General features: G+C 65.6%; 28 protein-coding genes. 17 read left to right on the top strand and 11 right to left on the bottom strand.

Features of this window, described 5'->3' with window-relative positions; translation table 11 throughout:
• Positions 1–21 precede the first annotated feature (21 nt).
• From ACQP2D_RS16390 to ACQP2D_RS16370, 5 genes are all read right to left on the bottom strand, one after another.
• Positions 22–864: an SAM-dependent methyltransferase gene (locus ACQP2D_RS16390; protein WP_433684546.1), complete on the bottom strand. Its 843-nt coding sequence runs from the start codon at positions 862–864 to the stop codon at positions 22–24.
• Between the two features lie 48 nt (positions 865–912).
• The gene (locus ACQP2D_RS16385) at positions 913–1845 is read right to left on the bottom strand and encodes a helix-turn-helix domain-containing protein (protein WP_433684545.1); all 933 of its coding nucleotides are present in this window, start codon (positions 1843–1845) and stop codon (positions 913–915) included.
• A 95-nt stretch (positions 1846–1940) separates the two neighbouring features.
• Positions 1941–3005 carry a fused (3R)-hydroxyacyl-ACP dehydratase subunits HadA/HadB gene (locus ACQP2D_RS16380; protein WP_433684544.1) on the bottom strand — a complete coding sequence of 355 codons (1065 nt, stop codon included), beginning with the start codon at positions 3003–3005 and terminating at the stop codon, positions 1941–1943.
• A gap of 61 nt (positions 3006–3066) precedes the next feature.
• Positions 3067–4503, bottom strand: coding sequence for a lipase family protein (locus ACQP2D_RS16375; RefSeq protein WP_433684543.1), 1437 nt, complete (start codon positions 4501–4503; stop codon positions 3067–3069).
• Between the two features lie 261 nt (positions 4504–4764).
• On the bottom strand, positions 4765–5922 hold the full coding sequence (locus ACQP2D_RS16370) for a lipase family protein (RefSeq protein WP_433685673.1): 1158 nt from the start codon (positions 5920–5922) through the stop codon (positions 4765–4767).
• 335 nt (positions 5923–6257) lie between these two features.
• Here ACQP2D_RS16370 and ACQP2D_RS16365 point away from each other — a divergent pair, with 335 nt between their 5' ends.
• Positions 6258–6545 (top strand): hypothetical protein, encoded by a 288-nt coding sequence (locus tag ACQP2D_RS16365; protein ID WP_433684542.1) that lies wholly within the window; start codon positions 6258–6260, stop codon positions 6543–6545.
• A gap of 5 nt (positions 6546–6550) precedes the next feature.
• Here ACQP2D_RS16365 and ACQP2D_RS16360 read toward each other — a convergent pair whose 3' ends face one another.
• Entirely contained in the window at positions 6551–7666 is a 1116-nt protein-coding gene (locus tag ACQP2D_RS16360; RefSeq protein WP_433684541.1) for a lipase family protein, read from the bottom strand.
• Between the two features lie 131 nt (positions 7667–7797).
• Between ACQP2D_RS16360 and ACQP2D_RS16355 the strand changes: the two genes are divergently transcribed.
• The 4 genes from ACQP2D_RS16355 to ACQP2D_RS16340 all read left to right on the top strand — a co-directional run bounded on the left by ACQP2D_RS16355 (position 7798) and on the right by ACQP2D_RS16340 (position 9893).
• On the top strand, positions 7798–8310 hold the full coding sequence (locus ACQP2D_RS16355) for a DUF2599 domain-containing protein (protein ID WP_433684540.1): 513 nt from the start codon (positions 7798–7800) through the stop codon (positions 8308–8310).
• A 14-nt stretch (positions 8311–8324) separates the two neighbouring features.
• The gene (locus tag ACQP2D_RS16350) at positions 8325–9020 is read left to right on the top strand and encodes an NAD(P)-binding oxidoreductase (protein WP_433684539.1); all 696 of its coding nucleotides are present in this window, start codon (positions 8325–8327) and stop codon (positions 9018–9020) included.
• Positions 9021–9052: 32 nt separating this feature from the next.
• Positions 9053–9355, top strand: coding sequence for a putative quinol monooxygenase (locus tag ACQP2D_RS16345; protein ID WP_354956968.1), 303 nt, complete (start codon positions 9053–9055; stop codon positions 9353–9355).
• Positions 9356–9584: 229 nt separating this feature from the next.
• Positions 9585–9893: a hypothetical protein gene (locus ACQP2D_RS16340; protein WP_433684538.1), complete on the top strand. Its 309-nt coding sequence runs from the start codon at positions 9585–9587 to the stop codon at positions 9891–9893.
• A 41-nt stretch (positions 9894–9934) separates the two neighbouring features.
• Here ACQP2D_RS16340 and ACQP2D_RS16335 read toward each other — a convergent pair whose 3' ends face one another.
• The gene (locus ACQP2D_RS16335; RefSeq protein ID WP_433684537.1) at positions 9935–10579 is read right to left on the bottom strand and encodes a TetR/AcrR family transcriptional regulator; all 645 of its coding nucleotides are present in this window, start codon (positions 10577–10579) and stop codon (positions 9935–9937) included.
• A 46-nt stretch (positions 10580–10625) separates the two neighbouring features.
• Between ACQP2D_RS16335 and ACQP2D_RS16330 the strand changes: the two genes are divergently transcribed.
• Both ACQP2D_RS16330 and ACQP2D_RS16325 read left to right on the top strand, forming a co-directional pair.
• Positions 10626–11294: a class II aldolase/adducin family protein gene (locus ACQP2D_RS16330; protein ID WP_433684536.1), complete on the top strand. Its 669-nt coding sequence runs from the start codon at positions 10626–10628 to the stop codon at positions 11292–11294.
• Positions 11291–12244 carry a carbohydrate kinase family protein gene (locus ACQP2D_RS16325; protein WP_433684535.1) on the top strand — a complete coding sequence of 318 codons (954 nt, stop codon included), beginning with the start codon at positions 11291–11293 and terminating at the stop codon, positions 12242–12244. Before ACQP2D_RS16330 ends, ACQP2D_RS16325 begins: the two co-directional genes overlap by 4 nt.
• 39 nt (positions 12245–12283) lie before the next feature.
• Here ACQP2D_RS16325 and ACQP2D_RS16320 read toward each other — a convergent pair whose 3' ends face one another.
• Both ACQP2D_RS16320 and ACQP2D_RS16315 read right to left on the bottom strand, forming a co-directional pair.
• A complete protein-coding gene (locus tag ACQP2D_RS16320) occupies positions 12284–13171 on the bottom strand; it encodes a helix-turn-helix domain-containing protein (RefSeq protein ID WP_433684534.1) in 888 nt (295 codons plus the stop codon).
• A gap of 88 nt (positions 13172–13259) precedes the next feature.
• Complete coding sequence (locus ACQP2D_RS16315; RefSeq protein WP_433684533.1) at positions 13260–13484, bottom strand: DUF397 domain-containing protein; 225 nt, start codon at positions 13482–13484, stop codon at positions 13260–13262.
• Between the two features lie 443 nt (positions 13485–13927).
• On the opposite strand from ACQP2D_RS16315, the gene ACQP2D_RS16310 reads away from it, so the two are divergent.
• From ACQP2D_RS16310 to ACQP2D_RS16300, 3 genes are all read left to right on the top strand, one after another.
• Positions 13928–14725 carry an SAM-dependent methyltransferase gene (locus ACQP2D_RS16310; protein ID WP_433684532.1) on the top strand — a complete coding sequence of 266 codons (798 nt, stop codon included), beginning with the start codon at positions 13928–13930 and terminating at the stop codon, positions 14723–14725.
• A gap of 203 nt (positions 14726–14928) precedes the next feature.
• Positions 14929–15162, top strand: coding sequence for a hypothetical protein (locus ACQP2D_RS16305; protein WP_433684531.1), 234 nt, complete (start codon positions 14929–14931; stop codon positions 15160–15162).
• 194 nt (positions 15163–15356) lie between these two features.
• Positions 15357–15554: a hypothetical protein gene (locus tag ACQP2D_RS16300; protein ID WP_433684530.1), complete on the top strand. Its 198-nt coding sequence runs from the start codon at positions 15357–15359 to the stop codon at positions 15552–15554.
• 16 nt (positions 15555–15570) lie between these two features.
• Here ACQP2D_RS16300 and ACQP2D_RS16295 read toward each other — a convergent pair whose 3' ends face one another.
• Positions 15571–16725, bottom strand: a complete 1155-nt coding sequence (locus ACQP2D_RS16295) for an esterase/lipase family protein (protein ID WP_433684529.1) — start codon at positions 16723–16725, stop codon at positions 15571–15573.
• 289 nt (positions 16726–17014) lie between these two features.
• Here ACQP2D_RS16295 and ACQP2D_RS16290 point away from each other — a divergent pair, with 289 nt between their 5' ends.
• The 7 genes from ACQP2D_RS16290 to ACQP2D_RS16260 all read left to right on the top strand — a co-directional run bounded on the left by ACQP2D_RS16290 (position 17015) and on the right by ACQP2D_RS16260 (position 25100).
• Entirely contained in the window at positions 17015–18274 is a 1260-nt protein-coding gene (locus ACQP2D_RS16290) for a PucR family transcriptional regulator (RefSeq protein ID WP_433684528.1), read from the top strand.
• Between the two features lie 85 nt (positions 18275–18359).
• On the top strand, positions 18360–18794 hold the full coding sequence (locus ACQP2D_RS16285) for a CBS domain-containing protein (protein ID WP_433684527.1): 435 nt from the start codon (positions 18360–18362) through the stop codon (positions 18792–18794).
• 220 nt (positions 18795–19014) lie between these two features.
• Positions 19015–20223, top strand: coding sequence for an aminotransferase class V-fold PLP-dependent enzyme (locus ACQP2D_RS16280; RefSeq protein WP_433684526.1), 1209 nt, complete (start codon positions 19015–19017; stop codon positions 20221–20223).
• 2 nt (positions 20224–20225) lie between these two features.
• Complete coding sequence (locus tag ACQP2D_RS16275; RefSeq protein ID WP_433685672.1) at positions 20226–21512, top strand: heavy-metal-associated domain-containing protein; 1287 nt, start codon at positions 20226–20228, stop codon at positions 21510–21512.
• The gene (locus tag ACQP2D_RS16270; protein WP_433684525.1) at positions 21509–23125 is read left to right on the top strand and encodes a decarboxylase; all 1617 of its coding nucleotides are present in this window, start codon (positions 21509–21511) and stop codon (positions 23123–23125) included. The genes ACQP2D_RS16275 and ACQP2D_RS16270 overlap by 4 nt, the downstream gene beginning before the upstream one ends.
• A complete protein-coding gene (locus ACQP2D_RS16265; protein WP_433684524.1) occupies positions 23125–24444 on the top strand; it encodes a pyridoxal-phosphate dependent enzyme in 1320 nt (439 codons plus the stop codon). Before ACQP2D_RS16270 ends, ACQP2D_RS16265 begins: the two co-directional genes overlap by 1 nt.
• 35 nt (positions 24445–24479) lie before the next feature.
• Positions 24480–25100, top strand: a complete 621-nt coding sequence (locus tag ACQP2D_RS16260; protein ID WP_433684523.1) for a TetR/AcrR family transcriptional regulator — start codon at positions 24480–24482, stop codon at positions 25098–25100.
• Positions 25101–25240: 140 nt separating this feature from the next.
• Here the strand turns inward: ACQP2D_RS16260 and ACQP2D_RS16255 are convergent, their stop codons facing one another.
• Positions 25241–25486, bottom strand: coding sequence for a helix-turn-helix transcriptional regulator (locus tag ACQP2D_RS16255; protein ID WP_433684522.1), 246 nt, complete (start codon positions 25484–25486; stop codon positions 25241–25243).
• Positions 25487–25530: the final 44 nt, after the last annotated feature.

Raw genomic sequence — 25530 nt, 5'->3', positions numbered from 1 at the left:
ATTAGTTCGGTGTGATCCGAATCAGGGTTTACGGGCCAGCCCGGTGACGATGAGCTGCTCCCAGACCGTCAGTTTGCGGTCGACGGCGCCGACCGATGCGCCGGGACCGGCGGGCGCGTCCGGGCGCCACTGGGCCGAGGGGACGATACCGGGCTCGAGGATCTCGAGCTCGCCGAAGAGGTCGCGGATCTCATCGGTATCGCGCCAGCGGCCGCGACCGAAGGTGCTCTGCAACTTCTGCTCGGCCGCGGTGGTCTCCGGATTGTGGCCGGAGCGGAAGTGCGTGATGAAAACGTAACTGCCGGAAGGAATCTGGTCGTTCCAGAACCGCACGACAGCCGCCGGGTCCTCATCATCGTTGAAGTGATGCAGGATCGAGCTGAAGATGACGGCCACGGGCTCTTCGACATCGATCAGCCGCGCGACCTCGGGATGATCACGGATCGACTTCGGGTCGCGAGCGTCGGCCTGGATCACCGTGGTGTTCGCATCGGTGGCCAGCAGCGCACGGCCGTGCGCGAGCACGATCGGATCACTGTCGACATAGACCACGCGCGCGCCGGGTGCATGCCGCTGGGCGACCTGATGCACATTGTCCGCGGTCGGCAGGCCGCTGCCGAAGTCGATGAACTGCCGCATGCCGGCGACGGCCATATCCCGGACGCCACGAATCAGCGCCTGCCTGCTGGTGAAGGCGATCGCCACCGAACCGGGCAGGTTCAGCTTGAAGTGGTCACCGACCTCCTGGTCGACGAGGTAGTTGTCCTTCCCACCGAGCAGATAGTCGTAGACCCGCGCGATGCTCGGCTTACTCTGATCGATCTCCCGGTCGAGCCGATTCGGTGGCGCAACATCGTCGGTCATTCTCGACACATTACCGAGTTCAATTGGCGCGCTTGCCGGTTTCGCGCCTCAGCGCGGATCGGCCGGGTGGTCGAGCGTCGCCGGATGTCGTTCGCACAGCGCGTGCAGCAGTCCCGGGGTGTATTCCGGCGGCGCGGCATGGACCGACAGCTGATTCACCACCGCGCGATAGGCGTCGAGGTCGGCGGCCTTGTCCAGATACAGCGCGCTGGTCAATTGCTGCAGGTAGACGATGTCGGGCAGATCGGCCTCGGTGAAGCGCAGCATGGTGAACGCGCCGTCGGCCAGTGCCGGTCCGCCGACGTGGTCGGGCAGTACCTGCAGGGTGATATGCGGTTCCTCCGCGATGCGCAGCACCTGTTCCAGTTGGGCCCGCCACACCGTCGACCCGCCGATGGGTCGCCGCAATGCCGCCTCCTCGACGATCAGCCACAACTGCGGCGGGTTCGGGCGGCGCAGGATCTCCTGACGGCGCAACCGCAGCACGACCCGCCGCTCGATCCCCTCCGCCGATTCGGCCGGATGGGCGAGTGCGAGCAAAGCTCGCGCATAGTCGGCGGTCTGCAACAGCTCCGGCACCGCTCTCGGCTCGTAGCAGCGAATCAGCTTGGCGGCCTGTTCGAGTCCGAGATAGGTGTCGAACCACTTGGGCAGCCAATCGCTGTCGCGATGCCACCAGCCGGAGGCATTCGCTTGGCGCGCGAGCTCCTTGAACTCCTCGCGCTCCACGGGATCGGTGACCCCGTAGAGTGTGAGCAGATCGACCAGGTCGCGTTCCCGGAAACCGGTGCGGCCCAACTCGAGTCGGCTGATCTTGGAATGTGAACCGCGGATCGCCTCTCCCGCGTCCTCGCGGGAGATATCGCAGCCCTCGCGCAGCCGTCGCATCCGACTGCCGAGCATCATCCGCAGGACGGTGGGCCCACCGTCGGTGGCCGGGTTATTACCGGAGAATGAATGTCGCACTTCCGAAGCACGCATGGTGCGAGTCTGCCATGGATTCGCCACGACTCTCTAGGACCAAAATGCCCCATTTCCACAAACATTCGCACATCGGTAAGTACAGGTGGCGACGATCAGCGCAGCAGCACCTCGGCCATGGCCCGCCCGAACAGCTTGCGTCCATTGCAGGTCGCGGTCAGCATGATGGTCGCCGCGCGGCGCACCGGATCCAGCGCCTTGATCCGGCCGCGGAACTCGATCTCGCTGTTGTGCGTGGCCGATACCGGTGCGAAGCCGGAGAATCGCACCCCGTAGTCGACGATGGCGGCCGGATCGCCGAGCCAGTCCGTCAGATAGCTCGCGCCCAGCCCCATGGTGAGCAAGCCGTGCGATACCACATCGGGCAGCCCCGCCGCGTCCGCGACGTGGTCGCTGTAGTGAATCGGATTCGAATCACCGGATACCCCAGCATAGTTCACCAGATCGCCGCGCGAGAGCGGGATCACTCGGGTGGGCAGTTCGGCACCGACGGTGAGTCCGTCGAATTCCGGCATCGTGCACGGCACCCGAACCTGCGTCTCGTCCACCGCGAACCCGGGCAACTCCTTGTCGAAGCATTCGATCATGCCGCTCTCCACGGCCTGCGACGGCGCGTGCTGGGGCGCATTTCGCTCGGTCAGCGCCTGACCGGTCATGATGACACCGTCGACCGCCGTCACCAGCTCGCTCGCCAGCTGGGCGCCGGTCTGCGCGACCACTGTGGCATGCGCGGTCTGCAGCAGTTCCCGGTGCTGGTTGGTGAGGACGGTCTTGATGACCATGAAGTCCATATCGCCGAACTGCCGGAACGATTCCAAACAGGAGTCACAGCGCAGGCGGTCACCGGCGACCAGCGGCCGGTGCACCTTGATGCTCTGCTCGGTATGCAGCATCTGGCTGATGTCGTAACCGGTCAGCACCGAATCGAACATCTTGCGTTGGACCAGCAGCCAGACGATTGCGGAGAAGGTCGGCGGCGCGATCAACGCGTCGTAGCCGAGGTCCCCCGCCGCGGCCTCGTTCCAATGCGCGGGGTGAAAATCTCGCACCGCACGGGAGAATTCCCGAATCTTCTCGCGGCCGACCTCATAGTGATCGGCCATTCGGTAGTGGCGCCCCACCAACGCACTTGCCTGTTCGGATCCGGTCAAAACCATCATGTGTGATAAATCGCCGACTCGGCGGCCAACGTAACGCAGGCAACCCTTCGTCAGCGGATCCTTAATTTTGACCGTTCGCTCCACATTCATCGGGCGCGGGCACACCCCGCAGGCGCTCGTCCAGCCAGATCATCGCCTCCGGATACCCCACACCACCAGCGATGATGTGTTCACCGAGCACACTGCGGTACACCGCGGCCACCCCCAGGCCGCATTGCTCGAGGTATAGGTTGTGGGCGCCTTCGGCGGGGATCCAGAACTCCTGTTCACCGTTGTAGATATATAGCGGTGTGGCCGACATGATGCCCGGCATCCGCGTCACCGCGTAGATATCCTGGGCGACCTCGGAGTGCAATGGATCGGGAATGTTCGCGGCGATATCCATGGGCAGCATGAGCACACCGACCGCACCGAAGACGTTCCCGCACGTGTCTTTGAGCGGTGAGGTGGCCGCCCACTGCGCCAGATTGTTCATCCTGGCCAGGATCTCCGGGCGTTCCCGGCCCACACCGAAGGTCGCGGCCAGGAAGACCCCGGAGGCGAGGTTGCCGTTCATGCTGCGGGCGAGAATCTCGTAATCGGCGGGCACACCGCCCAGCGCCGCACCGACGATCGATGCGGCCAATTCCGGCGCGTAGCTGTCGATCAGTTTCACCGCCCCGTGTGTGGCGATGGCGCCGCCGGAGTATCCGGTCATGCCGAAGCGGCTGTCGCCGAATTCGTCCGGGCGCAGTTCGCGCACCGCCCGGATGGCGTCCAGCACGGCGTGCCCGGCGACATAGGGCTCGGCGTAGGCCATCCAGGGCCCCTCGTGATCCGGGATCAGCACGGCGTATCCGCGCAGTGCCGCCAATTGCGTCGTCGGCGGGATGAAGTCGGTCATATTGGTATTGCGCGACCAGCCGTGGGCCAAGGTGTAGCCGGGCGTGCAGTCGCGGCCGAGGCCGTCGATCGGCAGATTGTTCACCACGACCGGTCTGGTACCGGGACCGGACCAGGTGGCGGCCGGGATGATCAAAGTCGCGGTCGCGTAGGAGGCCGCACCACGCGAATCGGACGTGCGGTACTTCAGTAGCAGCGCCTGCCGGATCGGCACCAGCACCAGCGGTGCGGCCGTCGCGCTGATATCGCGGACCTCCACCACGTGTCCCTCGGCGAAGCTGTCCAGATCCGCCGGCCACGCGTCGAAGATCGGATCGCCGATGGGGCTCGGCAGCGCGGCCTGACGCAATGCGGCCAGCGCCGGGGAGACCGTCGTGGCCTCCAGCATGGGGCCGGAAGGCAGCGGTGCCGCGGCGATCGGCGGTGGCGGGATGAGGCCATCGATCCACTGCTGCAGATCGGGCAGGATCTCACCGGAATCCGCTGGGATCGGCAACGTGGGCAGACTCGGAAGGGTGGGTAGTCCGGGTATGGACTGTGGTTCGGCGGCCGCCTCACCTGTCGCGGCCGAACACACCAGCAATAGCGCGAAAAGGATGACACGCAAACAACTCATGGCACACGCCCCAGGGTGCAACGTCGGGTTCCCTGGCGCCCGGTTGAGGTGGTGCCTCCGACGCCCAAAGGCCCCTGGAACCGAGGCCAGAGCGTCAGGCTAACCGACCATGCTCGCCCGGAGACCCCACTGTGCCCGAGTTGTGTGTGACACGTCTCCGAATCGCAACAATTCGAGCCGAATCCGCTTGTCAGCAAGGCAGATCCGGCTCGGTGACGACCCGGCGGTCCGCCGGGTCATCACCAATTCAGCTGTGCTCGTTCAACAGTTGCTCGGTGCCGCCTCCCCTCGGTATCGCGCATCCAGCCATGCCAGCGCCGCGGGGATACCGAGCACCGCGGCGGTCAGGTGATCGGGGACCGGAATCTGTTCGGACTGCACCCGGGCACCGGCCGCGCACCAGCGCTTATCGGTATGCACCACCGCATCAACCGGAATGAGTCCATCGATCGGCGAATGCCATTCGAAGATGGGCATTTTCGGCACACCGTCGTAGAGCTCGAGGCTGTTCTCCTCCACCACCGCGCGTGCGGTGGCGTCGTTGATCATCGAGGTGGACTTCGCGAAGTCCAGGGCGCCGCGGCCCGCGCCCGCGGCCAGAATGTCATTGGTGCAACTATTGGCGATCTGGGCACGTGCGGCCAGGCCGCGGTCGTTGAGTTGATCGCTGATCGGGAAACGATCCGGATACTCGCGTTCCAGGCCCAGTCCAGCCGCCAAGGCAAGTCCGAAGACCGGATGCGAGTTCAGTCCGAGCGTCTCCAGCATCGTCACCAGATTCATTGGCACACCGCCCATCGCGGCTCCGGCGATATCCAGTTCCGGCGCGTACTTCGGCGCCAGTGCGGCCGCCCACGCGGTGGCCATGCCGCCACCGGAGTAACCGACCATGGCAACCGGGCTCTTGGTCACCTGCAATTCGGCGACCTGTTTCACCGCCCGGATGCCGTCGAGGGTGATCATGCCGCCCAATTTGGCTGCGCCATAGGCGAAATTCGGGCCGAGATGGTCGGGCAGCGCGACGCTCCAGCCGCGCGAGAGCAGCACATTCCAGCCCGGCGCCTCCCGGACGATGAGATTCGGATCGCCGGTGTAGAGCACCCGCGAAACCGAACACTCCGAACCCAGGCCGTTGATGATGTGCTGGTAGGAGAGCAAGGGGCCGTCGGCGGCGTGCGCCTTCGGGGTGAGCACCGTGGTGGTCGCCGCGATCGGCTGCCCCTCGGAACTGGTGGACCGGAACCGCACAACGGTGACGGTGGTATCCGGGAAGATCGCCAGCGGCGGCATCACCCGCGTCGCGAGCACCTCACCGGGTTTCTTATCCGCCAGATCCGACGGCGTCGCGTAGAAGGGGTCGGGATCCGGGGCGGGATACAGGGGTGTGGTGTGGGCGGCCCCCGCCACCGCGATCACCATCAGCAGACCGGTCGCCAGCGCGGTGAATGCGCGCAACGGTCTTCGCAGGGCCTGTCTCATCGACGGGTGCCTCCAGAGTGGGTCCAACGTTGCGAATATCTTTGACGGCCACCGCCGGGAAGGGCAGGGGGCCGCGCCAATCCTATTGGTAAGTCACAAGTCCCGGGAGTGTGCGTTGTGATCGGTGTGCAGTCGCATTCGTGACTGTCTCCCATAACTACGTGTCGTGTCTGTGACATATCCAGGTGATCGCCGGAAACATAGTCCGCGCCATGGTCGGCGACTTACCGTCAGTGCTATCGACACGACGGGTCGGGTCCCAAGGAGACGGTGGCATGGACGGCACTGCGCAGAACTCGACTGGACAACGCGCGACCGAGCAGGACTCCGGCGCGCGAAATCCGGCGTATCCGACCGATATCCAGGAATCGCCGACGCGGCGGATCACCGTCTACTTCGATGGCCCGACACCCGAGGACGCGCTGATCCTGGAATACGCGGCCACCCGGGCCGAGGCCTGGGAATTCACCTCGGCGGCACTGCACGACGGCCTGACCGTAACGGTGGACGGCAAGGTACGACCGGGACTGCGTCGCCTGCCGTGCCGTTCACTGTGGCACTGAGGCAATTACGCCAGCACACGGTGCAGGAAGGCGAGTGCGTCCGGTAGCGCCTCGGCCGCCGCGCTCAGATGATCACCCGGATAGACGCCGACCTGGAGATCGGCACCGGAGGATCGCAGATCGGCGATCAGCTCGACGCTCAATGGAGCCGGGACCTCCAGATCGGTCAGCCCCTGTCCGAGGAACAGCGGCACGCTCTGCCCCTCGGTCGGAATCCGCAGCATCGAGCGCACCGCCGATTCCAGTGCCGGCCCCGCCAACTGCCTGCTCAGCATCTGTCCGATCGCAATATCGCGCACCAGCGCATCGGCGTCGTCGACACATTCGGACTCCACGATCCGCAGCACCTGCTCGCCGATGGGCGTCAGATAGCTGTCGATATCGAGTTCCGGTGCGGTAGCGCGCAATCCGGCCAGGAACAGCCCGAAATACGTGGTGGTCTTGCGCAATGGCAACCGCGGGACCCACGGCCCGGCCGCGGTCAACCCGTACTCCAGATTCGACGGTGCGCCGGTGGCCACGGCGCCGCGCAATGCCAACTCCGGTGCGTCGGTGGGTGCGAGCGCCGCGGTGAACAGCGCGGTCTGGCCGCCCTGCGACTGGCCGAAGACCGCCCAGCGGGCGCCGAGGGCCGGTGTCACCGCGCGGGCCGCCCGCACGCCGTCGATCACGCTGCGCGCCTGTGAGGGACCGTCCAGGTACGGATGCGTGCCGGGCGTACCGAGTCCGACGTAGTCGGAGATCACCACGGCGAATCCGGCGGCCAGCAGCACCGGATAGACCGTCGCCAAATAGAACTCGCGTGGCCGCAGCGTGAACGCGCACTGGTCGGCAATGCCGACGCTGCCGTGCGCATAGGCCACGACCGGCCAGCCGCCCGGGGGCGGTGGACCGGGCGGCAGGTAGATCGCGGCGGTGCTCTGCATGGGCCCGCGCGGCCCGCGTGACCAATACGTGATCCGCTGCGCCAGCGCCGCACCGCGCACCCGCAGCGCACCGGACAGCTGCGTGGTCTCGGTGACCACACCGGGAGCGTCGCCTCCCTGCGCCATCGCGGCCCCGGCCGAAGCCACCGTCATCGCGACCAATGCCGCACCGACCACCCTGCGAACCCGCGCCATCGACCGACTATCACCATCCCCTCCACCGCTGACAAGACACCACAATCGGTGGCCTCGATCCCGGTACGGCTGTTGCGTCGCCACGCTATGACTACCCTCGGTTGGCAGACAACCATGCGGAAGGATCGACAGTGACCCAGCGCAAGGCCGATCGGACGCGAGCGGTGCGAATGGGCGCCGCGCTGCTGTGCTGCGGCACGCTCGCCAGCACCGTGGGCGCATGTGGTTCCGATGAAGCACCGCCGGTCAGCACGTCGGCCACGCCGACAACGGTCACGACCGCGGCGGCGACGAGCACCCCCCTCGCCACGGTGCCGAGCGTGGATCCCTACGCCGATATGCCGCTCATCGACCGCACCACCTGGACCGAGGGCGTGGACGGACCACGCCTGCTGGTCTTCCCGACCCAGGCCGGGCGGCACGAGACCTTCCCCAACACCGAAGAACGGGCGTGGCAGGAGGTGCTCACGCTGGCCCCCGACGCCGACACTCCCGGCATGCGCGATCAGTTCGTCTGCCATTGGGTCTGGGCCCGCATGGTGCAGCCGAACAAGGAGAGCTGGAATCTGGAACCCTGGCGTCCGGCGGTGGGCTATCAGGCCACCGTCCAGGCCTCGTGCAATCCCGGCGGACCCGAACGATGAGAAAGGAACCAGCCATGCGCGTCGTCATCGCGGGCGGACACGGCAAGATCGCACTGCTGCTCGGCGAACTGCTCACCGGGCGCGGCGATGAGGTCGACAGCCTGATCCGCAATCCCGAGCACGCGGCCGAGGTCGCCGCCACCGGCGCCCGACCGGTCGTCTTCGATCTCGAGCACAGTACCGTCTCCGAACTCGCCGCCGTCGTAAAGGATTCCGACGCCGTGGTTTTCGCGGCCGGCGCGGGTGCCGGCAGCGGTGCGGCCCGCAAATACACGGTGGACAAGGGCGGTTCTGTCCTCTTGGCCGATGCCGCCGAAGCGGCCGGTATCCGCAGGTTCGTGCAGATCTCCACCATGGGCGCCGGACAACCGCCCGCACCCGGCACCGACGAGGTCTGGGCCGCCTATATCGACGCCAAGACCCAGGCGGAAGACGATCTGCGCGCCCGCGATCTGGATTGGACGATTCTGCGGCCCGGCCGCCTGCTCGATACAGCGGCGACCGATCGGGTCACACTGGGCGCGCCGCCGCTGCCCTACGGCAGCGTCGCGCGCGCCGATGTCGCCGCCGCACTCGCCGAGATTCTGCACGCGCCGCGGACCGCACACGCCACGCTGGAGCTCATCGCGGGCGACACACCGGTGTCGTCAGCGATCTCCGCGACCGGTAGCCAGTCGGTCGCCGAAGGCGGTGCCGCAGTTATCGATTGACATTTTTCGCCGCTGGAATGGAGAACATTACCGTGTTCAGCCGCATCACTTCCCTGAAGCTTCGACCCGGATCTCGTGGTGAATTCCTCGCCGCGGTGAACCGCAGTGCGACCGCATCGGTGCGCGAGGAACCCGGTTGCCTGCGATTCGATGTATGCGCTGACCGCGTCGATCCGCACCGGTTTTTCCTCTACCAGGTCTATATCGATGAGGAGGCGGCCGAAGCGCACCGTTTCACCGAACATTTCCTGGCCTGGCGCTGCGCGGTGGAGCGATATGTGGAGCCGGGCACTCAGGTGCACTACAGCACCGATGTGGTGATCAATGCGAAATGATCGCGCGAAATTCGCCACCGTCCGAATCGGTTCGCGGATGGTTAGCAGATGCGAAAACCCAACTGCGAATGCACAATCGATCGTGCAGATGTGCTTGCATCTGAAAGGCACACCGACCTAAACTCAGTCCCGCAAGGCATTACAGGGGACAACCAGGGGAGGCCGCGTGGGTGAACCAAGGGCCGATGTCGCCAGGGGTTTGCTGCCGCCAGACGTCAGGGGCGTTCTAATGGATCAACCACTTCTCGGCGGCCGGCTCGGGATCGCCGAAGCCGCACTGGCCGACCAGCCAGCGAACGGTATAACAACTATGAGCACACCGTCGACCCGAAGCGGACAGCGCAGTACCGCATACTCGCGAGAAACCGCAGTCGCTTTCGTCATCGATGCTGTCGAGTCCACCGGTGCGGCCACTCGACATGATTTCGATATCGATCGGATCGTCACCACCGCGCACGCGATGGCCGACGACTGGGATCTCGAGGCCCTGCAGCCCGCCACCTTCTGGCGCATCGCCTCCAGCTTCATCAAGCAGTGACCCCACGGCATCCGAAGTTCTAGCGGCCCAATCGAATTACCTCACGGTTCGGGCGGCGATGCCCACTGCGACGCATACGCCCGCAGCGCGATCTTCGCCTCCTGCAACAGATTCGGGTCACCATCGGGATCGCATCGGAATGCCTCTTGCATGACCGCATCGCCCATCAGATGTGCGGCGCGGCATGCGATATCGAGTCCCTCGGTGTCGGCGACGGCGCCCTGCGCGAGCATAACCTCGCGCAGCGTCACCGCCATTCGGCGTTTGTGCTCACGATCAGCGGCCCGTGCCGCCTCGTTGAAGTCCTTGCCGAACCACAGCGCACGGAAGCCGGGCTCGTCCCGGTACACCTGCGCGAACGCGTCCACCAGGACGCCGATCGGATCGTCCCACCGTTCGCGGTGCGCGATCTCGAGCAGCAGCGCCGCCTTGGCCTCCAACTGCTCGAGATACAGCGCGGCGAGGGTTTCGATCACGGCCTCGCGATCCGGCAGGTACTGATACAGCGATCCGACCGAAATCCGTGCCTCCGCAGCCACTCTGATCATGGTCAACGCCCCGACACCCTCGGCGGCGATCAGTCGATCGGCCACCTCCAGCACGCGTGCCAGTCGCTTCCGGCTGCGCGCCTGAATCGGTACGCGACGCAAGCCCGCTTCGGGTAGAGCCCGGACCGGCACGATCACCTCCGAGATAATGTGAATTGAATTCAGGTTTCGGTAGGGTATCCGGATGACCACCATTGCGCCAACCGAATGTGCACAGGTCGCTGCGGCCTGTCTGCACCTGGCCGAGCACGGACTGCTGGTCGGCACCGCGGGCAATGCGAGCCTGCGCTTCGGCGATCTGGTCGCCATCACCGCCACCGGCGCCGTACTCGCCGAGGCTACCGTCGACGATGTCACCGTGGTCGACCTGACGGGCACCGTGGTCGCGGGTCGCTATGCGCCGACCTCCGAATTGGGTTTGCACCTCGACATTTATCGCACCTATGACACGCAGGCGATCGTGCACACTCATGCGCCGAGGGCCACTGCCATCGCCTGCGTGCTGGACGAACTGCCGGTCATCCACTACCAGCAGCTGCTGCTCGGCGGTTCGACGCGAGTCGCGCCATTCCACCCCTTCGGCACGCCGGAACTCGCCGATGCGGTGCGAGAGGCGTTGCGGGGCAGGCAATCCGCGTTGATGGCCAACCACGGCGCCGTCACGCTCGGCGGATCGCTGGACCAGGCGGTCGAATCCGCGCTGCTGCTGGAGTGGGCCTGTGCGCTGTATCTGGACGCCATGGCGATCGGCAAGCCGCGCGTGCTCTCCGAACAGCAGCAGGCTGCGGTCGTCGAGGTGGCACTGCGCACCGGATACGGCACCCGTAAACCACTGAACAAGGATATCAAATGAGGGTAATCGCCTTGGGCGCACAGGTTTTGGATGTTCTCGTGCGCCCCGTCACGGCTATACCGGAGGAGCAGCAGACCGCACTGGTGGAGGATATCCGCATCACCGCTGCGGGCACGGCCGCGGGTACCGCGCTGACATTGGCCAAACTCGGCGCGCGCGTGCGGACCGCGGGGGCGATCGGCACCGACACCTCCGGCGATATCCTGCTCGCGCTGCTCGCCAAGGCGGGCATCGACACGAAACTGGTTGTGCGCAAGGACAATCGGCCAACCTCGTCGTCGGTACTGCCGATCCGACCCGACGGCGCCCGCCCCAGTCTGCATCTGCTCGGCGCCAATCCGTTCTACACCCTCGACGACGTCGACTGGGACGCCCTCGCCGCCGCCGACCACCTGCATCTGGGCGGTCCGGAGCTGATCGGCGCGACCAGTGCCGCGCGAATCCTGCAGTATGCCAAGGAAAACGGCGTCACCACCTCGGTCGATCTCATCGCGCCCGGCGCACTCGGCAGCCTCGATGCCATTGCCGCCACACTCCCCTACACCGACTACCTGCTACCGAATGACGAACAGGTACTCGGCTTCACCGGCAGCACCGATCTGCGCGCGGGCGCGGCGCTGCTACAGGACGCGGGCGCAACGGTTCTCGCGATCACTCGGGGCGCCGCGGGAACCTTGCTCGTCGGTCCCGACGGATATCGGGACATTCCCGCCTTCGCCATCGATGTCGTCGACACCACCGGTTGCGGCGATGCCTTCTCCGCCGGATTCATCCGCGCCGTCGCATTGGGCCGCTCACTGCGGGATGCCGCGATCCTCGGCAATGCGGTCGCCGCACTCGTGGCTCAGGGACTCGGCAGCGATCACGGCGATTTCGATCTCGCGACCGCGGACGCGTTCGCAGCAGCGAACCCTACCCGCGCTACCGACCCGAGCGAGTCGGGTCGGTAGCGCGAGGTTCGTTCCGAATCACCACTGCCGCAATGGCAGTCAAGCCTTCTTGGCATATTCGGCGAGGATCTTCAGCGACTCGCCGGGCGACTCGGCCTGGACACTCAAGCGGTCCATGACCGAGAGGTACAGCGCGAGATCCTGCCGCCGATCCAGGTACAGCGCGCTGGTCAGGTGTTCGAGGTAGACGATGTCGGGCAGCTCGGATTCGGCGAAACGCAAGATGCTGAACGAACTGCCCGCAGCGGCATGCTCTCCCGCCGAATATGGCAGCACCTGAACGGTGACATTCGGCAGTTGCGCGAGCTCGATGAGATGTTCCATCTGCTCGCGGTGCACCCGGGAGCCACCGACCGGCCGATGCAGCGCGGCCTCATCGATGATCGCCCAGACCGTCGGTGGATCGGCGCGTCGCAGCACCTCTTGTCGCTTGATGCGGACCTGCACCCGCCGATCCATATCGGCGTCCTCGTACCCGAGTGACATTACCGCCCTGGCATATTCGGGCGTCTGCAAGAGCCCGGGCACCAGGTGCGCCTCATAGGTACGAATCTTGGTGGCCGCCTGCTCGAGGCCCAGGTAGGTGCCGAACCAGGACGGCAGCAGATCGCTGTAGCGATGCCACCACCCTGGCTCGTTCGCCTGCCTGGCCAGATCGAGGAAGCGTTCGCGTTCCTCGGGGTCGGACACGCCGTACAGGGTCAGCAGGTCGCGGATATCGCGTTCCTTGAAACCGGTGCGGCCCAACTCGAGACGACTGATCTTGGCGTGTGATCCGCGGATGGCGTCACCTGCGGCCTCTCGGGTGATGCCCTTCTTCACCCGGAGGTCACGCAACTGCCCGCCCAGCGCGATCCGCAATACGGTCGGACCACGTTCCACTACAACCGATTGCACACGACCGTCGTCATCGGGTTCTGCGATCATGAAGTCATCTCCGATACTCGGGTTTGACCACAGTGTGTCATAAACACCACGTTTAGAAACACACCGCACCGATCGCCAATGTTACCGCTCAGCTAGTCAGGTCGTCGAACTCCCCGGCCTTCGCGCCGCGTACGAACGCGTCGATCTCCGGCCGAGTGTAGAACAGCATGCCACCTTCCGGGTCGCGTGAATTGCGAACGGCGATCGAACCATCCGATGCCTCCGCGACCTCGACGCAGTTACCGCCGGACGGACCGCTGAAGGAGCTCTTACGCCAAGCGCTCGTGATCTTGCGTGAACCGGTGTCCAACATCTTCCCCACTCCTCGGGCTGCTTCCAGTGTGAGATGTGCGCTCGAGCGGCCTTACAGATGTGCGCTCAAACGTTCTTGCATTTGCACCTACATCTGCAAGATAGCACGGAGCATTCCCCAGTGGGATAGCAGAATTCAGACCTTTCGGTCCGCTACGTGACCATTGTTCGACGGGTTACGCGAGTGTCGTATGCGCCACTCGGCGCAGGGCCATCCGTCTACCCCCCGTGCCACGCCACGCGGGCGACAGATACTCCTTGGTACGTAGAGGATTCCGCGCGCCACCGGACGGGAACGCGTCGGCGAACCACTCGAACCGACCGGTCGAGCAGACGCGAATCTTGTACTGTCACAGTGCACATCGGATGTGCCAGCCATGCGCGACACCCGCCCGCTGGAGCACTCCGGTCAACGCTTATTCGCTCGCCGAGGAGTCCAGCCCCATGTCCGAAGACCAGAACCCGCTCATCCGTACCGACATCCCACATTCCGCGCGCATCTGGAACTACTGGATGGGCGGCAAGGAGTATTACGAAATCGATCGGATCGCCGGTGACGCGGGCATCGAGGTGGATCCCGATATCACCACCATGGCGGTGCAGTCGCGTCAGTTCCTCATTCGCGCGGTCCGCTATCTGGCAAGCGAGCAGGGCATCCGTCAGTTCCTCGATATCGGTACCGGGCTGCCGACCATGCAGAACACCCATGAGGTTGCCCAAAGCGTCGCGCCGGAATCGAAAGTCGTTTACGTCGATAACGATCCGCTGGTGCTGGCCACCGCGCGGGCGCTGCTCACCAGCACCACACCGGAGGGTGTGACCACCTACGTCGACGCCGACTTCCACGATCCGGAACTGATCATCTCCGATGCCAGGAACGTGCTCAATTTCAATGAGCCGATCGGGGTGATGTTCATGGGCGTGCTCGGTCACGCCAAGACCTACGAGGACCTGCTTCGCATCGTGCGCACCGTGCTCGCCGCGGCGCCGTCGGGCAGTTTCCTGGTCATGTGGGACGGCACCGACGACAGCAAGGACTACGTCACGCTGTGTGAGAACTACACCGGCACCGGCGGCGTTCCTTATATCCCCCGCCCCCAAGCCGAAATCCGTGCCGTGTTCGACGGTTTGGAACTGGTGGAGCCCGGATTCGTCTCCATCACCCAGTGGCGCGCCGACGCCACCGAGGTCGGCGAGATCCGGCCGATCTCCGCCTATGGCGCGGTCGCCCGCAAACCCTGAAGCGCAAGCGGGACAACGGCGGTCGTCGGCCATCCGGTCGTCGCCCGCCGTTCATATTTCTGTCGGTCGTTCGTACAAATGTACTTGCATCTGTAAGTGCTGGCGGCCTAAACTCGGAGCCAGCATCGGGGAGGTACGCAGGGAGTTCGCACCGGCGTCACCACATTCGACCTCCCCACCGGCAGACGCGAGGGGCGGTCGAGATGAGTACGCCATTCCGAACTCCCCGCGGGGCTACGATCTCCGGCGGCGGGATCGACACCTTGCGGCAGGGCTCGGCGCCGGAGTACGCGCCACTCGATTGCGCACTCGAACCGCGCGGCCTCACCTATCGACAGGCCCGCGAGATCCTACATTTGCACGAGGTCCACGGCCCGCAATGCCGCCAGTGGCTGGCCGCTGCCGCCTACCTATCGGCCGGGCTCGACGACGAATAGCCTTAGGCACCAATAGCTCCGCAAACGGCTGGTCGCCAAATCACCTCGCCCGCAGCGATGTTCGTGCAAATGTACTTGCATCTGCGCAACTCGTCGCTCTAAACTCGTGCGCGACAAGGGAGTTTCGCACCCCGGGAGCCCGTGCCGTAGTCGCCACCGGGACCGCCCGGCGTCAGAGGCACAGGGGCGTTCGCATGAATCCACCACACGCTGCCGGTCGACTCGGGATCGCCGATGTCGCCGCCGCCTACGGCACCGAAGCGCTACAACGGCGCATCGCCGAGCTACGCGCCAGCGGCCAGCACTACGCCGCCAGGGCGATCGAACACGAAATCCGAAGCGGCGCAGCGATAGATGAGCTGTCTCTGCACAACCACCAAGGCGCCGCCTAGATTTCGCGCGCCGACGCTAGAGCCCGCCGCCCCCACCGATGAACCAGGGGTTGAACGTGCACACCAGATTCGGATGCGCGTCCGAATCGAGCGCTCGCAGGGCAATGGAGACCGCGCGCGGTGAGTACATCATCGTCAGATGATCCGACATGTCCTGAGCACAGCCGTCCTGCAGCGTGATGTTGTGCACCGTGGCATCGGGACCCGCGGTCAGGAAGGTCAGCTCATAGGGATTGGTGACCTCGTCGTGCTGGGAGCCGACGACCGTGTACCCGACACCGGGCACAGTATCCCCCGCCTGATTCAACTTGGCGTAGAACGGTGACCCGATCGCCTGCTCGATATTCGCGTGGCCGACGAACAGCTCGTTGAACCCCAGGATATCGACACCCAGACTATTGATCGCCCGTCCCAGGGTGGCCATCCCGAGCAGGGTGGTCCCGTGGTGGGTGGCGCCGAAGGTGACGACCCGCGCCACCTTGCCAACTCCCCCTTCGAATTTCAGGTACTGATCGGCCACGGCGCCGCCCTGGGAGTGCGCGACGATATCGACCTGGTCGACCCCTGTCGCGGCCCGCACCCGATCGATGAAATCGCCGAGCTGCACGGCCGAATCCTCCATGTAGCCAACGCCATTGCGCCCCGGCAGGATCGCCCCGAACCCACCGCCCTCGAGCAGATTCGCCTGTCCATAGTTCAGTGCGAAGACACAGAAGCCCGCGCGCGCCAACTGCGGCGCCAAGTAGGCGAAGCTGTCATAGGCGTTGAGCCAGGTGCCATGCGCCAGCACCACCGGACGCGGATGTTCTTGTGTGGGACGGCAGTTCCAGTCGTTCGCACCCGGCGGCGAGGCATCCGGATGCAGGACCCCGTAGCCGAACGCGGCGAGATAGCCCGCGACCTCCGGCCCCGCGCTCACCGGAACCGACGCCCGGCTCCCCGCCGAACCCGAGCTGCTACCGGTGCCAGCGAAGGCCACGGGGGTACGCCCACCCACCGGTGCGCCGGGCGCCGCACCGATGAAATCGGCAAGGGCCTGTTCGGTCGGCGCGATATCCGGATCGGCGCCAGCGGGGCCGGGACCGAACCCGACCGCGAGGAGCGCGGCACTCCCGATCACCGCGCACGACAGCGCATTACGTCGCAATCTCCGATGGTTACGTCGTGTCATTGTTCGCACCTTCCATGGGCTACCCGGCAGTGGGCACAGCGGCGCAGGCGAACCGTTCGCAAACACCGAGCCAATGGCAACGTTAAGACGGCTGGTCACGGGATTTCGGCGACTCGGAGCGGTGCTGGAGCTTCCCACCACGGCACATGCCGCGCTTATGAGCAATGCACAACAATGCGGGCCCACAAGAGATCTCGCGTACCCTTCCCCAGTTCATAACCTTTTCGTATAGTGATGCAACGATTCGGGCGCAGATCTATCACGTCCGATTGGCACTGGAGCGACGCGTATGACCTTCTCCGCGCTGGATCTGTCCGTCGAACCGACGGACCCTGTCCTAGAGATCGGCGGGCAGCCCGCGTCGATTCCCCTGATGAACACCGACCGTGTCGCCTCGCGCATGGTCGGTTACTTCGCGACCTGCATGGCGCCGTGTCGCACGCTGCCCGGCGAGCAGCTGCGCGGCGACGTCACCAAGCTGACCCGCAGCTGTCTGGCGCTGGCCGCCGAAATGTTCGACAAGCGCATGGTTCCCGGCGATGAGCAGCTCGGCGAGGTACGCGAGGCGGCGTCGCAGTGGGCCCGCGAGGCAGTGCCGCTCGGCACTATCCTGCGCGCCTATCACGAGGGACTTCGGATCGCGTTCGGGTTGGTGACCGCGCGCGCCAAGGCCGACGATATCGCTGAACTGCTGGTTGCCACCGACCTCATGCTCGAACTGCTCGAGGCGATCACCGTGGCGGTCTCCGACGCCTATGTCGAGGAACAGCATCTGGTCGCCCGGGAGCACCAGACCGCGACCCAGACCCTGGCCTCGGCACTGCTGAGCGGTCGCGGCAGTTCCGCGCTGGCCCGCCAGGCGGGCATCCCGATCGCCGACGCGTATCAAGTGGTGGCGCTGTCGATTCCCGAACATCCCGACGAACGCGATCCGCGGGTCGACAGCCAGGTCGCCGCCCGCAGGAAGCTGCGCAGGCTGCAATCGGAACTGGCCGTCGCCTTCGATTCCCGCGTACTCGCGCTGCTGAGCACCAGGGGCGGCACACTACTCGTCCCGGTCGATGACGACGCGATGACCCTGACCGCCGAAACGCTGGATCGACTGGCCAAATCCGCCGAGGTTCCGCTCACCGCCACCGTGGTCACCGGCCAGACCGATGAGATTCCGGAGGCCGCGGACCAGGCCCACGAGCTGCTCAATCTGGTGCGGGTCGGCGGACGCAATCCGGGCCTATATCAGATGACCGACCTCGCCGTGGAGTACCAACTCACCCGTGGTGGCCCCGCCACCCGGCGCATCGCCACGATTCTGGACCCGCTCGACGCCCATCCCGAACTCTTCGACACCATGCGCGCATACCTCGGTAACGATATGAACCGCCAGCTCACCGCGCGCCAGCTGTATGTCCACCCGAATACCGTCGATTACCGGCTGCGCCGCATCGCCCAGCTGACCTCCATCGACCTGGCCACCTCCGCCGGGATCTCCCAGGCGGCCATCGCCCTGCTGGCCCGTGATCTCGACCGGAGCGTGGCCCGGCGGCTGTGAATCCCCGCCTGATGCGGATTCGTGCTGGTCACGAGGTCACGAACGAGTCATCCTGATAGGTGCCACGACATCTGGATGGTGGAATATGCAAATAGCGGAGATCTTGCGCAGGAAGGGTAGCGACGTAGCCACCGTCGCGCCCGAGACCACGGTGCGAACCCTGCTCAGCACGCTCGCCGAACACAATATCGGGGCGGTGGTGGTATCGCCGGACGGCAGCCGGATCACCGGCATTGTGTCCGAGCGCGATGTGGTGCGCAGCCTGCACGCGCGTGGCGCCGACCTGCTCGACACCCCGGTGTCGGAAATCATGACCGTCGATGTGCGCACCTGCGCGCCCGATGATCTGGTGGACGGGTTGCGCACCACGATGACCGAGCACCGCATCCGGCATCTGCCCGTGGTCCACGACGGCCGCCTGATCGGCATCGTCAGCATCGGCGATGTCGTCAAGAGCGCGATCTCCGAACTGGCCACCGAACGCCAGCATCTGGTGGAGTACGTACAGGGACAGTACTGAAGGGCCTTGCGTACCTGCGACTTCCGAAAGGCGTTGGCTACGAGAAACGTTCGAAGTCATCATCGAAAGTGCGTATCGTTGGTGGCGTCCAGCGCGGTTCTCGGAAGGGAGTGGCACGTTGCGGTCACCTGCGTCCGGGACGCACTCAGCCCGACCATCCACCACCCGGCCGGTCTCCACCCCGCCGATACCGGCACCGCCACCCCCTATTACCGCCGCCGTGCGCGGACTCTTTCCGGCGCTCGCCGAATCCACCGAGGTCTATCTCGACAGCGCGGCCACCACGCAGAAGCCGCTGCCGGTCATCGAGACCATCCACCGCTACCACACCTCACGCACGGCCAATGCCGGTCGCGGTACCTACCCGTGGGCCACCAACCTGACCACCCGCCTGGCCCGGGTTCGGGACCGCACGGCGAGCTTCCTCGGCGCCGCGACACCCGATGAGGTGGTTTTCACCGCCGGCGCGACCGCCGCGCTCAATGCGGTCGCGCTGTCCTGGGGTCTGGCCGAACTCGATGACGGCGACGAAATCCTCTACAACCCACGCGATCACGCCTCGAATGTGCATCCGTGGCACCATCTGCGGCAGGTGCTCGCCCGCTTCGGCCGCCGTATCGAACTGGTCCCCTATCGGGTAACCGAACTGGGCGAGGCCGATACCGACGACATCCTGGCCAAGATCACCCCGCGCACCCGGCTGATCACCACCAGCCATCTGCACCATGTCTTCGGCGGACTCACCACGCTGGAGGAATTGCGCGGCCTGATCGACCCCGAAATCCTGCTGTGCTTCGACTGCAGTCAGAGCGGCGGGCATCTGCCGGTGAACGTCACCGAACTCGGTGCGGACTTCGCGGTCTTCGCGGCGCACAAGATGTTCGGAGCGCCTGGTACCGGAATCCTGTACTGCAACCGCAGAGTTCACGATCGGCTACTGCCGTTCCTGCCCGGCGGCAATACGGGGGTCGACCTCACCGACACGGGATTGGCGTCGGCCGGAATGCCGGAACTGCTCGAGGGCGGTACACAGAACATTCCGGGCATCCTGGCCCTCGGCAGCGCACTGGAGGTGCTGGAGTCGCTGGATGTCGATGTCATCGCCGCGCACAATCGCACACTGACATTGCGGCTCATCGACAACCTGCGTCCGGTGCCGGGTCTGGAATTCTTGCCGGGGCCAGCGCATGCACCGTGCGCGATCGGCTACGGCATCGTGTCCTTCACACTCGCGGGCATCTCCGCGACGGACCTCGGATTCGTGTTGAGCGAGTTGGGTTTTCTGGTTCGCACCGGCCTGCACTGCACGCCCGGGGGTGACCAGGACAGCGCGGACTCGGTGCGGGTCAGCACGCACATCTACAACACCCTCGACGAGATCGACCGCTTCACGACATGCGTCACGACGATTGCCGAGGAGGTCACGTGAAAATGGACGACACCCCACGCTATGACAGGCGGGCCGCGTCCCGGGTGCTGGCGGGACTCACCGAACCCGGGTTGTTCACCACCCCCATCGCGGTTTCCTCCGTTCGAGAAATCGAATACACCTGCGCCGCACTGCGTCCCGAGCCCAATAGCCACCTGACCTACTCGCAGCGGCTGTACCTGCAGAACTTCATGCGCCCGTGTCAGCCGTATCAGGTCACCAGTGCGACACACCGCATTGCCTGGACCGATAGCGACGGCATCCCCAATACCGGACACTTCCGGGCCGACGGCCTCGGTCCGCTGGTACCGATCGCGATGCGCGAAACGGTTCTGCTGCTGTGGCATGCCCTGGCCGCGAATTCCGCACTGGCGCAGCGTGTCGACGGCCTGGGCCCGCGTGAGCACGCGGTGCTCGACGGCACCACCACCGATCACGATCCGATCGAGATCCTGCGGGTCGGCATCGAGGCCGCCGGGCGCGCACTGGCCCAGCACGCGCTGCTCGCCCGTCAGACGCGGTATCGTAGTGCGGCCGAATTCGCCAGGGGCGTACATGATTCCGGCATCTTCGCGGCGGTCGCCACGCGCTGGTATTGGGAGTTGCAGGCCTCTACCTACCGGCGCGGGATGATTCCGGTGACCCTGGCGGCCCAGCCCGACGGCACAGTGCGCTACACCGCCGACACCGTGGCGACGCTGCGCGCGATGAAGGACGCCACCATCGAGGATGCGCACACTGTCATGCGGCGCGCCACCCGGGTGGAGGGACTGAGCGTGGCCGCGGCCATCGCCAAATACCACGACGACCTCGATCTGATTTCCCGGCAGTACGCGCTGCTGCCGCCGAATACCCGGCCCGCATGTCTGGCCGCTATGCCCCATAACCTCGGTGGCGGGCACTACAGCCTGCTGCCGGTGATGGTCGACCAATTCGTCGCGATCTTCACACAGCTCGTCGAGCGGATCCTGATCACCGAGGTGAGCGCCGATCTCGACGAACGCACCGCCGACGCGCCCGCCACCGCCGAGGATCAGATCTTCTATGTGCCGGATATGAGCTGCCAGCACTGTGTCCGCACCATCACCGGGGTGTTGGAGACGATGGGCGTCAAGGTGCTCGAGATCGATCTGCCCAGTAAACGGGTGGTCGCCGAATTCCGAAGTCCGCGCAATCGGGCCCGCGCGTTCGAATCGATCCGCGACGGCGGCTACAACCCGGTGGCCGAGAAACCGGCGCATGCCGCAGTGGATTCGTCGCGGTCGCAGCCCACGGAAACCGCGGTATGACGGCACCGCTACCGGCGCTACCCGCGAAGATCCATCCGCTGGTGCGCGCCTTTCTCGATACCCGCGAGGCCGTCGAAGAGACACTCATTCGCTTCGGATCCCCGACCCACCTGGTATTTCCGCAGGTCTATGCGGAGAACCTGAAACGGTTCCGTGCCGTACTCGACCGCAGCGGGACGCGCTATCGAATCTGCTACGCGCACAAGGTGAATCAGTCCCGCGCCTTCGTACGCACCGCCGAACACGCCGGCATCGCGATCGACGTCGCCTCCGCGCACGAGCTCACCAGTGCCATCGGCGCCGGATTCGGGCCGATGCGCATCGAGGTGACCGGTCCGAAAGGTGAAGCGTTCCTGCGTGATCTGATCGATTGCGGGGTGACCATCAATGTCGACAACCTATGGGAGCTGCGCCGGATCACCGAGTTGGCCGGTGACCGCGCGCGAGTTCCCGTGCTGCTGCGGGTTTCCGGCTTCGACGAAACATCGGTGAGCCGATTCGGCGTGCCGCTGGTGCATATGGATCGCGCATTTGATCTGCTGTCGGCCAACCGACGAGCAATCGCGTTCCTGGGCTTCGCATTCCACATCGATTCCGGCGATCCCGCGGAACGCGTCCGTGCCATCGACGCCTGCCTGGCCCTGGTCGAGCGCGCGTACGAACACGGGCTCGGCCCTTCGGTACTGAATATCGGTGGCGGCTTCCGGCAGGTGTTCACCGCCGACGCGGATCGGTTCGACGGGTATGTGCGCGCGCTGCGCGAATCCCTGCTCGGCCGCGGGGAACCAATGAGCTGGTCGAACAATACCTTCGGCTATCACGTCGATGATGGTGCGGTGCACGGAATTCCGGTCTTCCACAAGTACGCGAATACGGTGCCGGCGACGCGGATGCTCGATGATCTGCTCGGCGCGCCCTTGCAGCGGCACGGCGGCCGCACCGTCGCCCAGGTGGCCGGGGACAATATGCTCGACATCTGGCTGGAGCCGGGTAAGGCGCTGGTGGATCATGCCGGGGTGACGGTGGCGCGGGTGGAATTCGTCAAGGAACTCGCCGACGGCACGATGCTGGTCAATCTCGATCTCAGCCGCGATCAGGTGACCCCGGCCGATCAGGAGGTCATGATCGATCCGCTGGTCCTGCCCAGCATCGCGCATACGCCGAGCAGCGCACCCGGGCCGGCCGCGCCCGGTCGCGACGGCACCGCGGCGGGCGACGGTGTGACACCATTGCGCGGTGCCGCCGACACCATGCCCACGCCGCGTCCCGCGCCCGAATCCGGCTCTGTCGGTGTGTATTTCGCCGGACGCCTCTGCCTGGAGCGCGATCTGATCACCAACCACAAGGTGTGGCTGCCCGAGCGCCCGCGCCAAGGCGATCTGGTGGTTTTCCCGAATACCGCCGCGTACCACATGGATCTGTCCGCGGCGTCGGCCTCGATGCATCCACTGCCCGCGAAACTCGCTGTCGTACACCGCACCGGCAGTTTCCAGGTGTACCGCGATGTCGATTACGAACCGCTCATCCCGGTCGGCCTGCCACCGCCGCGCCGCACACCCCCGCGCGGTCCGCGCCGTCGGCCGCTGCCGCGCCGACCCTCCGGAGCGCCGTGATGCGCTATGACCACATCACCGAATTGATCGGCAATACGCCGCTGCTGCGCCTGGATCCGGCTGTGCACGGACTCGACAATGTCGAGTTGTACGCGAAGCTGGAGTCGCACAACCCGTTCGGCTCGGTCAAGGACCGGGTGGCCTGGGGCATGATCCGCGATGATCTCGACGAGATCCGCGCGAGCGGACAGACACTCATCGAGGCATCCAGCGGCAATACCGCCAAGGCACTGCGGATATTGGGCGCGGTGCACGGCATCGGCCTGCGCGCGGTGACCAACCGGATCAAGGTCGCCGAGGTACGAAATCTGTTGCAGCTCTTCGGTACCGAGATCGTGGAGTTGCCCGGTCTGTCCGAATGTCCGGACCCGACCACACCCAACGATGTGTACTCGGTGATCGAAACGACCATGGCCAAGGATCCAGGCGCCTACTATCACCCCTCGCAGTACACCAACGAGAAGAATGTCGAGGCCCATCACCACGGCACCGGCCGCGAGATCCACGAGGACCTCGCCGCCGATGGCATCACCCGGGTCGACTATCTCATCGGCGGACTCGGCACCACCGGCTCCACCCGCGGCGCGGCCACCTACCTGCGTAAACACAATCCCGAATTGCGTACCATCGCGGTCGTCTCCGAGCGCTCGGACTTCATACCCGGCATCCGCTCGGAGAGCGAAATGTGGGATGTCGGGCTGTTCCAACCCGATTTCTACGACCGCATCGTCACCATCGACTCCGCCCGCGCGGTGGACGCCACGCTCGCACTAGCCACCGGCTACGGCATCCTGGCCGGTCCGACGAGTGGCGCCAGCTATGCCGCCGCACTGGAAACCCTTGCTGAGCAAGCCGTTTCGGCGCAGGAGCCAGTGGTCGCGGTATTCATCGTCTGCGATCGGCTGGAACCGTACCTGTCCTACCTCGAGAAGCGCAGACCGGAACTGTTCGACCGCGCCGACCGCCGCCACACACCCAGTGCCGCCGACCGCGCCGCCACCCCGGCCCTGACCCCACATGAGCTGGCCGAACTGGATCGCACCGACCGCCCCACCATCGTGGACACCCGCGGCGCGATGGCCTACCGCATCGGCCACGTGCCGGGCGCGATCAATATCCGCGACGATCAACTCGACGATATGTTCACCCACGACATACCGTTCCCACGCTCACGGCCGCTGGTCTTCGTCTGTCCGGTCGGCGAACTATCGCTGCGCTTCGCGGCCATCGCTCGGCAGGCCGGATTCGACGCCAGCAGCCTCGGCGGCGGGATCGTCGCATGGCGTGATGCCGGATTTGCCCTGGAACGCGGCGGCTGAACCCGGTCATGACGGCCAGGCATTAATGTGGGCGGGTGCAGACAGGCCAGGAATCAGACGACGATGCCGGTCCCCGGATCTGGGGCGGAACCACGCTCACCGAGCGCAGAGAGGCCCGACGCGCCGCACTGCTCGAGGCCGCGCTCGACCTGATCGGCGAATCGGGCGCGAGCGGGGTCACCATGCGCGCGGTATGTCGGCGGGCCAATCTCACCGACCGGTACTTCTATGAGAGCTTCGCCAGCCGCGACGAACTCCTGGACGTGCTCTACCGCCAGGTCGCCGACGAATTCCTGGAGCCGATGACCGCGTTCGCGGCCGCCGATCCCTCCCGCGACCGCGAACTGTCCGAAATCGTGGTCGACAAGGTACTCGCCGATCCACGCAAATCGCGGCTGTTCCTCGTCGAACCGTATTCCAGCACCGGCCTCGGCCAGACCACCATCGCGGTGATGCCGGTCTTCACCCGCCTCATGCAGGATCACCTCTTCGCCCATATCGAGGACCCGGTGCGGCGCAGATTGGCCGCACTCACCATGGCCAGCGGTAATGCGGGCATGTTCTCCGCCTGGTTGAACGGCTCGCTGCGCGCGACCCGTGAACAGGTGATCGACCACTGCGTGGCGACAATCGCCGCCTACCGCAGCATCTATTGACGGCGGTTCGGCGGGAGACCGGCCTCCTCCCGCCCCGCTGCCAGGATGCGAGCCAGATCCTCGGGAGTCGGCATGCGGGTCGTGAGGCCGACGGCGGTGCGGCCGGTGTTGCCGAGTAGGACGCGGTCCTGCGGATACGCTCAGGCGGGAAATTCGGTGATCCAGTGCAGGCGAGCGAATTCCGAAGGAGCACAGCCGAATACGCGTCGGCACACCCGATTCAGATGCGAGCTGTCGGCGAATCCGGCACCGTGCGCGGCGTCGGTCACAGGGCGGCCGGTCGCGATCAGTTCCGCCGCACGCTGCATCCGCAGCCAGCGAACGTAAGACCGGAACGGAAGTCCGACCTCGGCCGCGAACAGATGCAGCAGACGCGTGCGGAACATCGGGCGGAACTGCGGCCGCACGGCATGTCGAACGTTCCCCTGTC

Source organism: Nocardia sp. CA-119907, assembly GCF_050955995.1.
Classification (GTDB): domain Bacteria; phylum Actinomycetota; class Actinomycetes; order Mycobacteriales; family Mycobacteriaceae; genus Nocardia.
The sequence above is the reverse complement of the archived record's forward strand: the minus strand, read 5'-3'. Positions and strand labels throughout refer to the sequence as shown.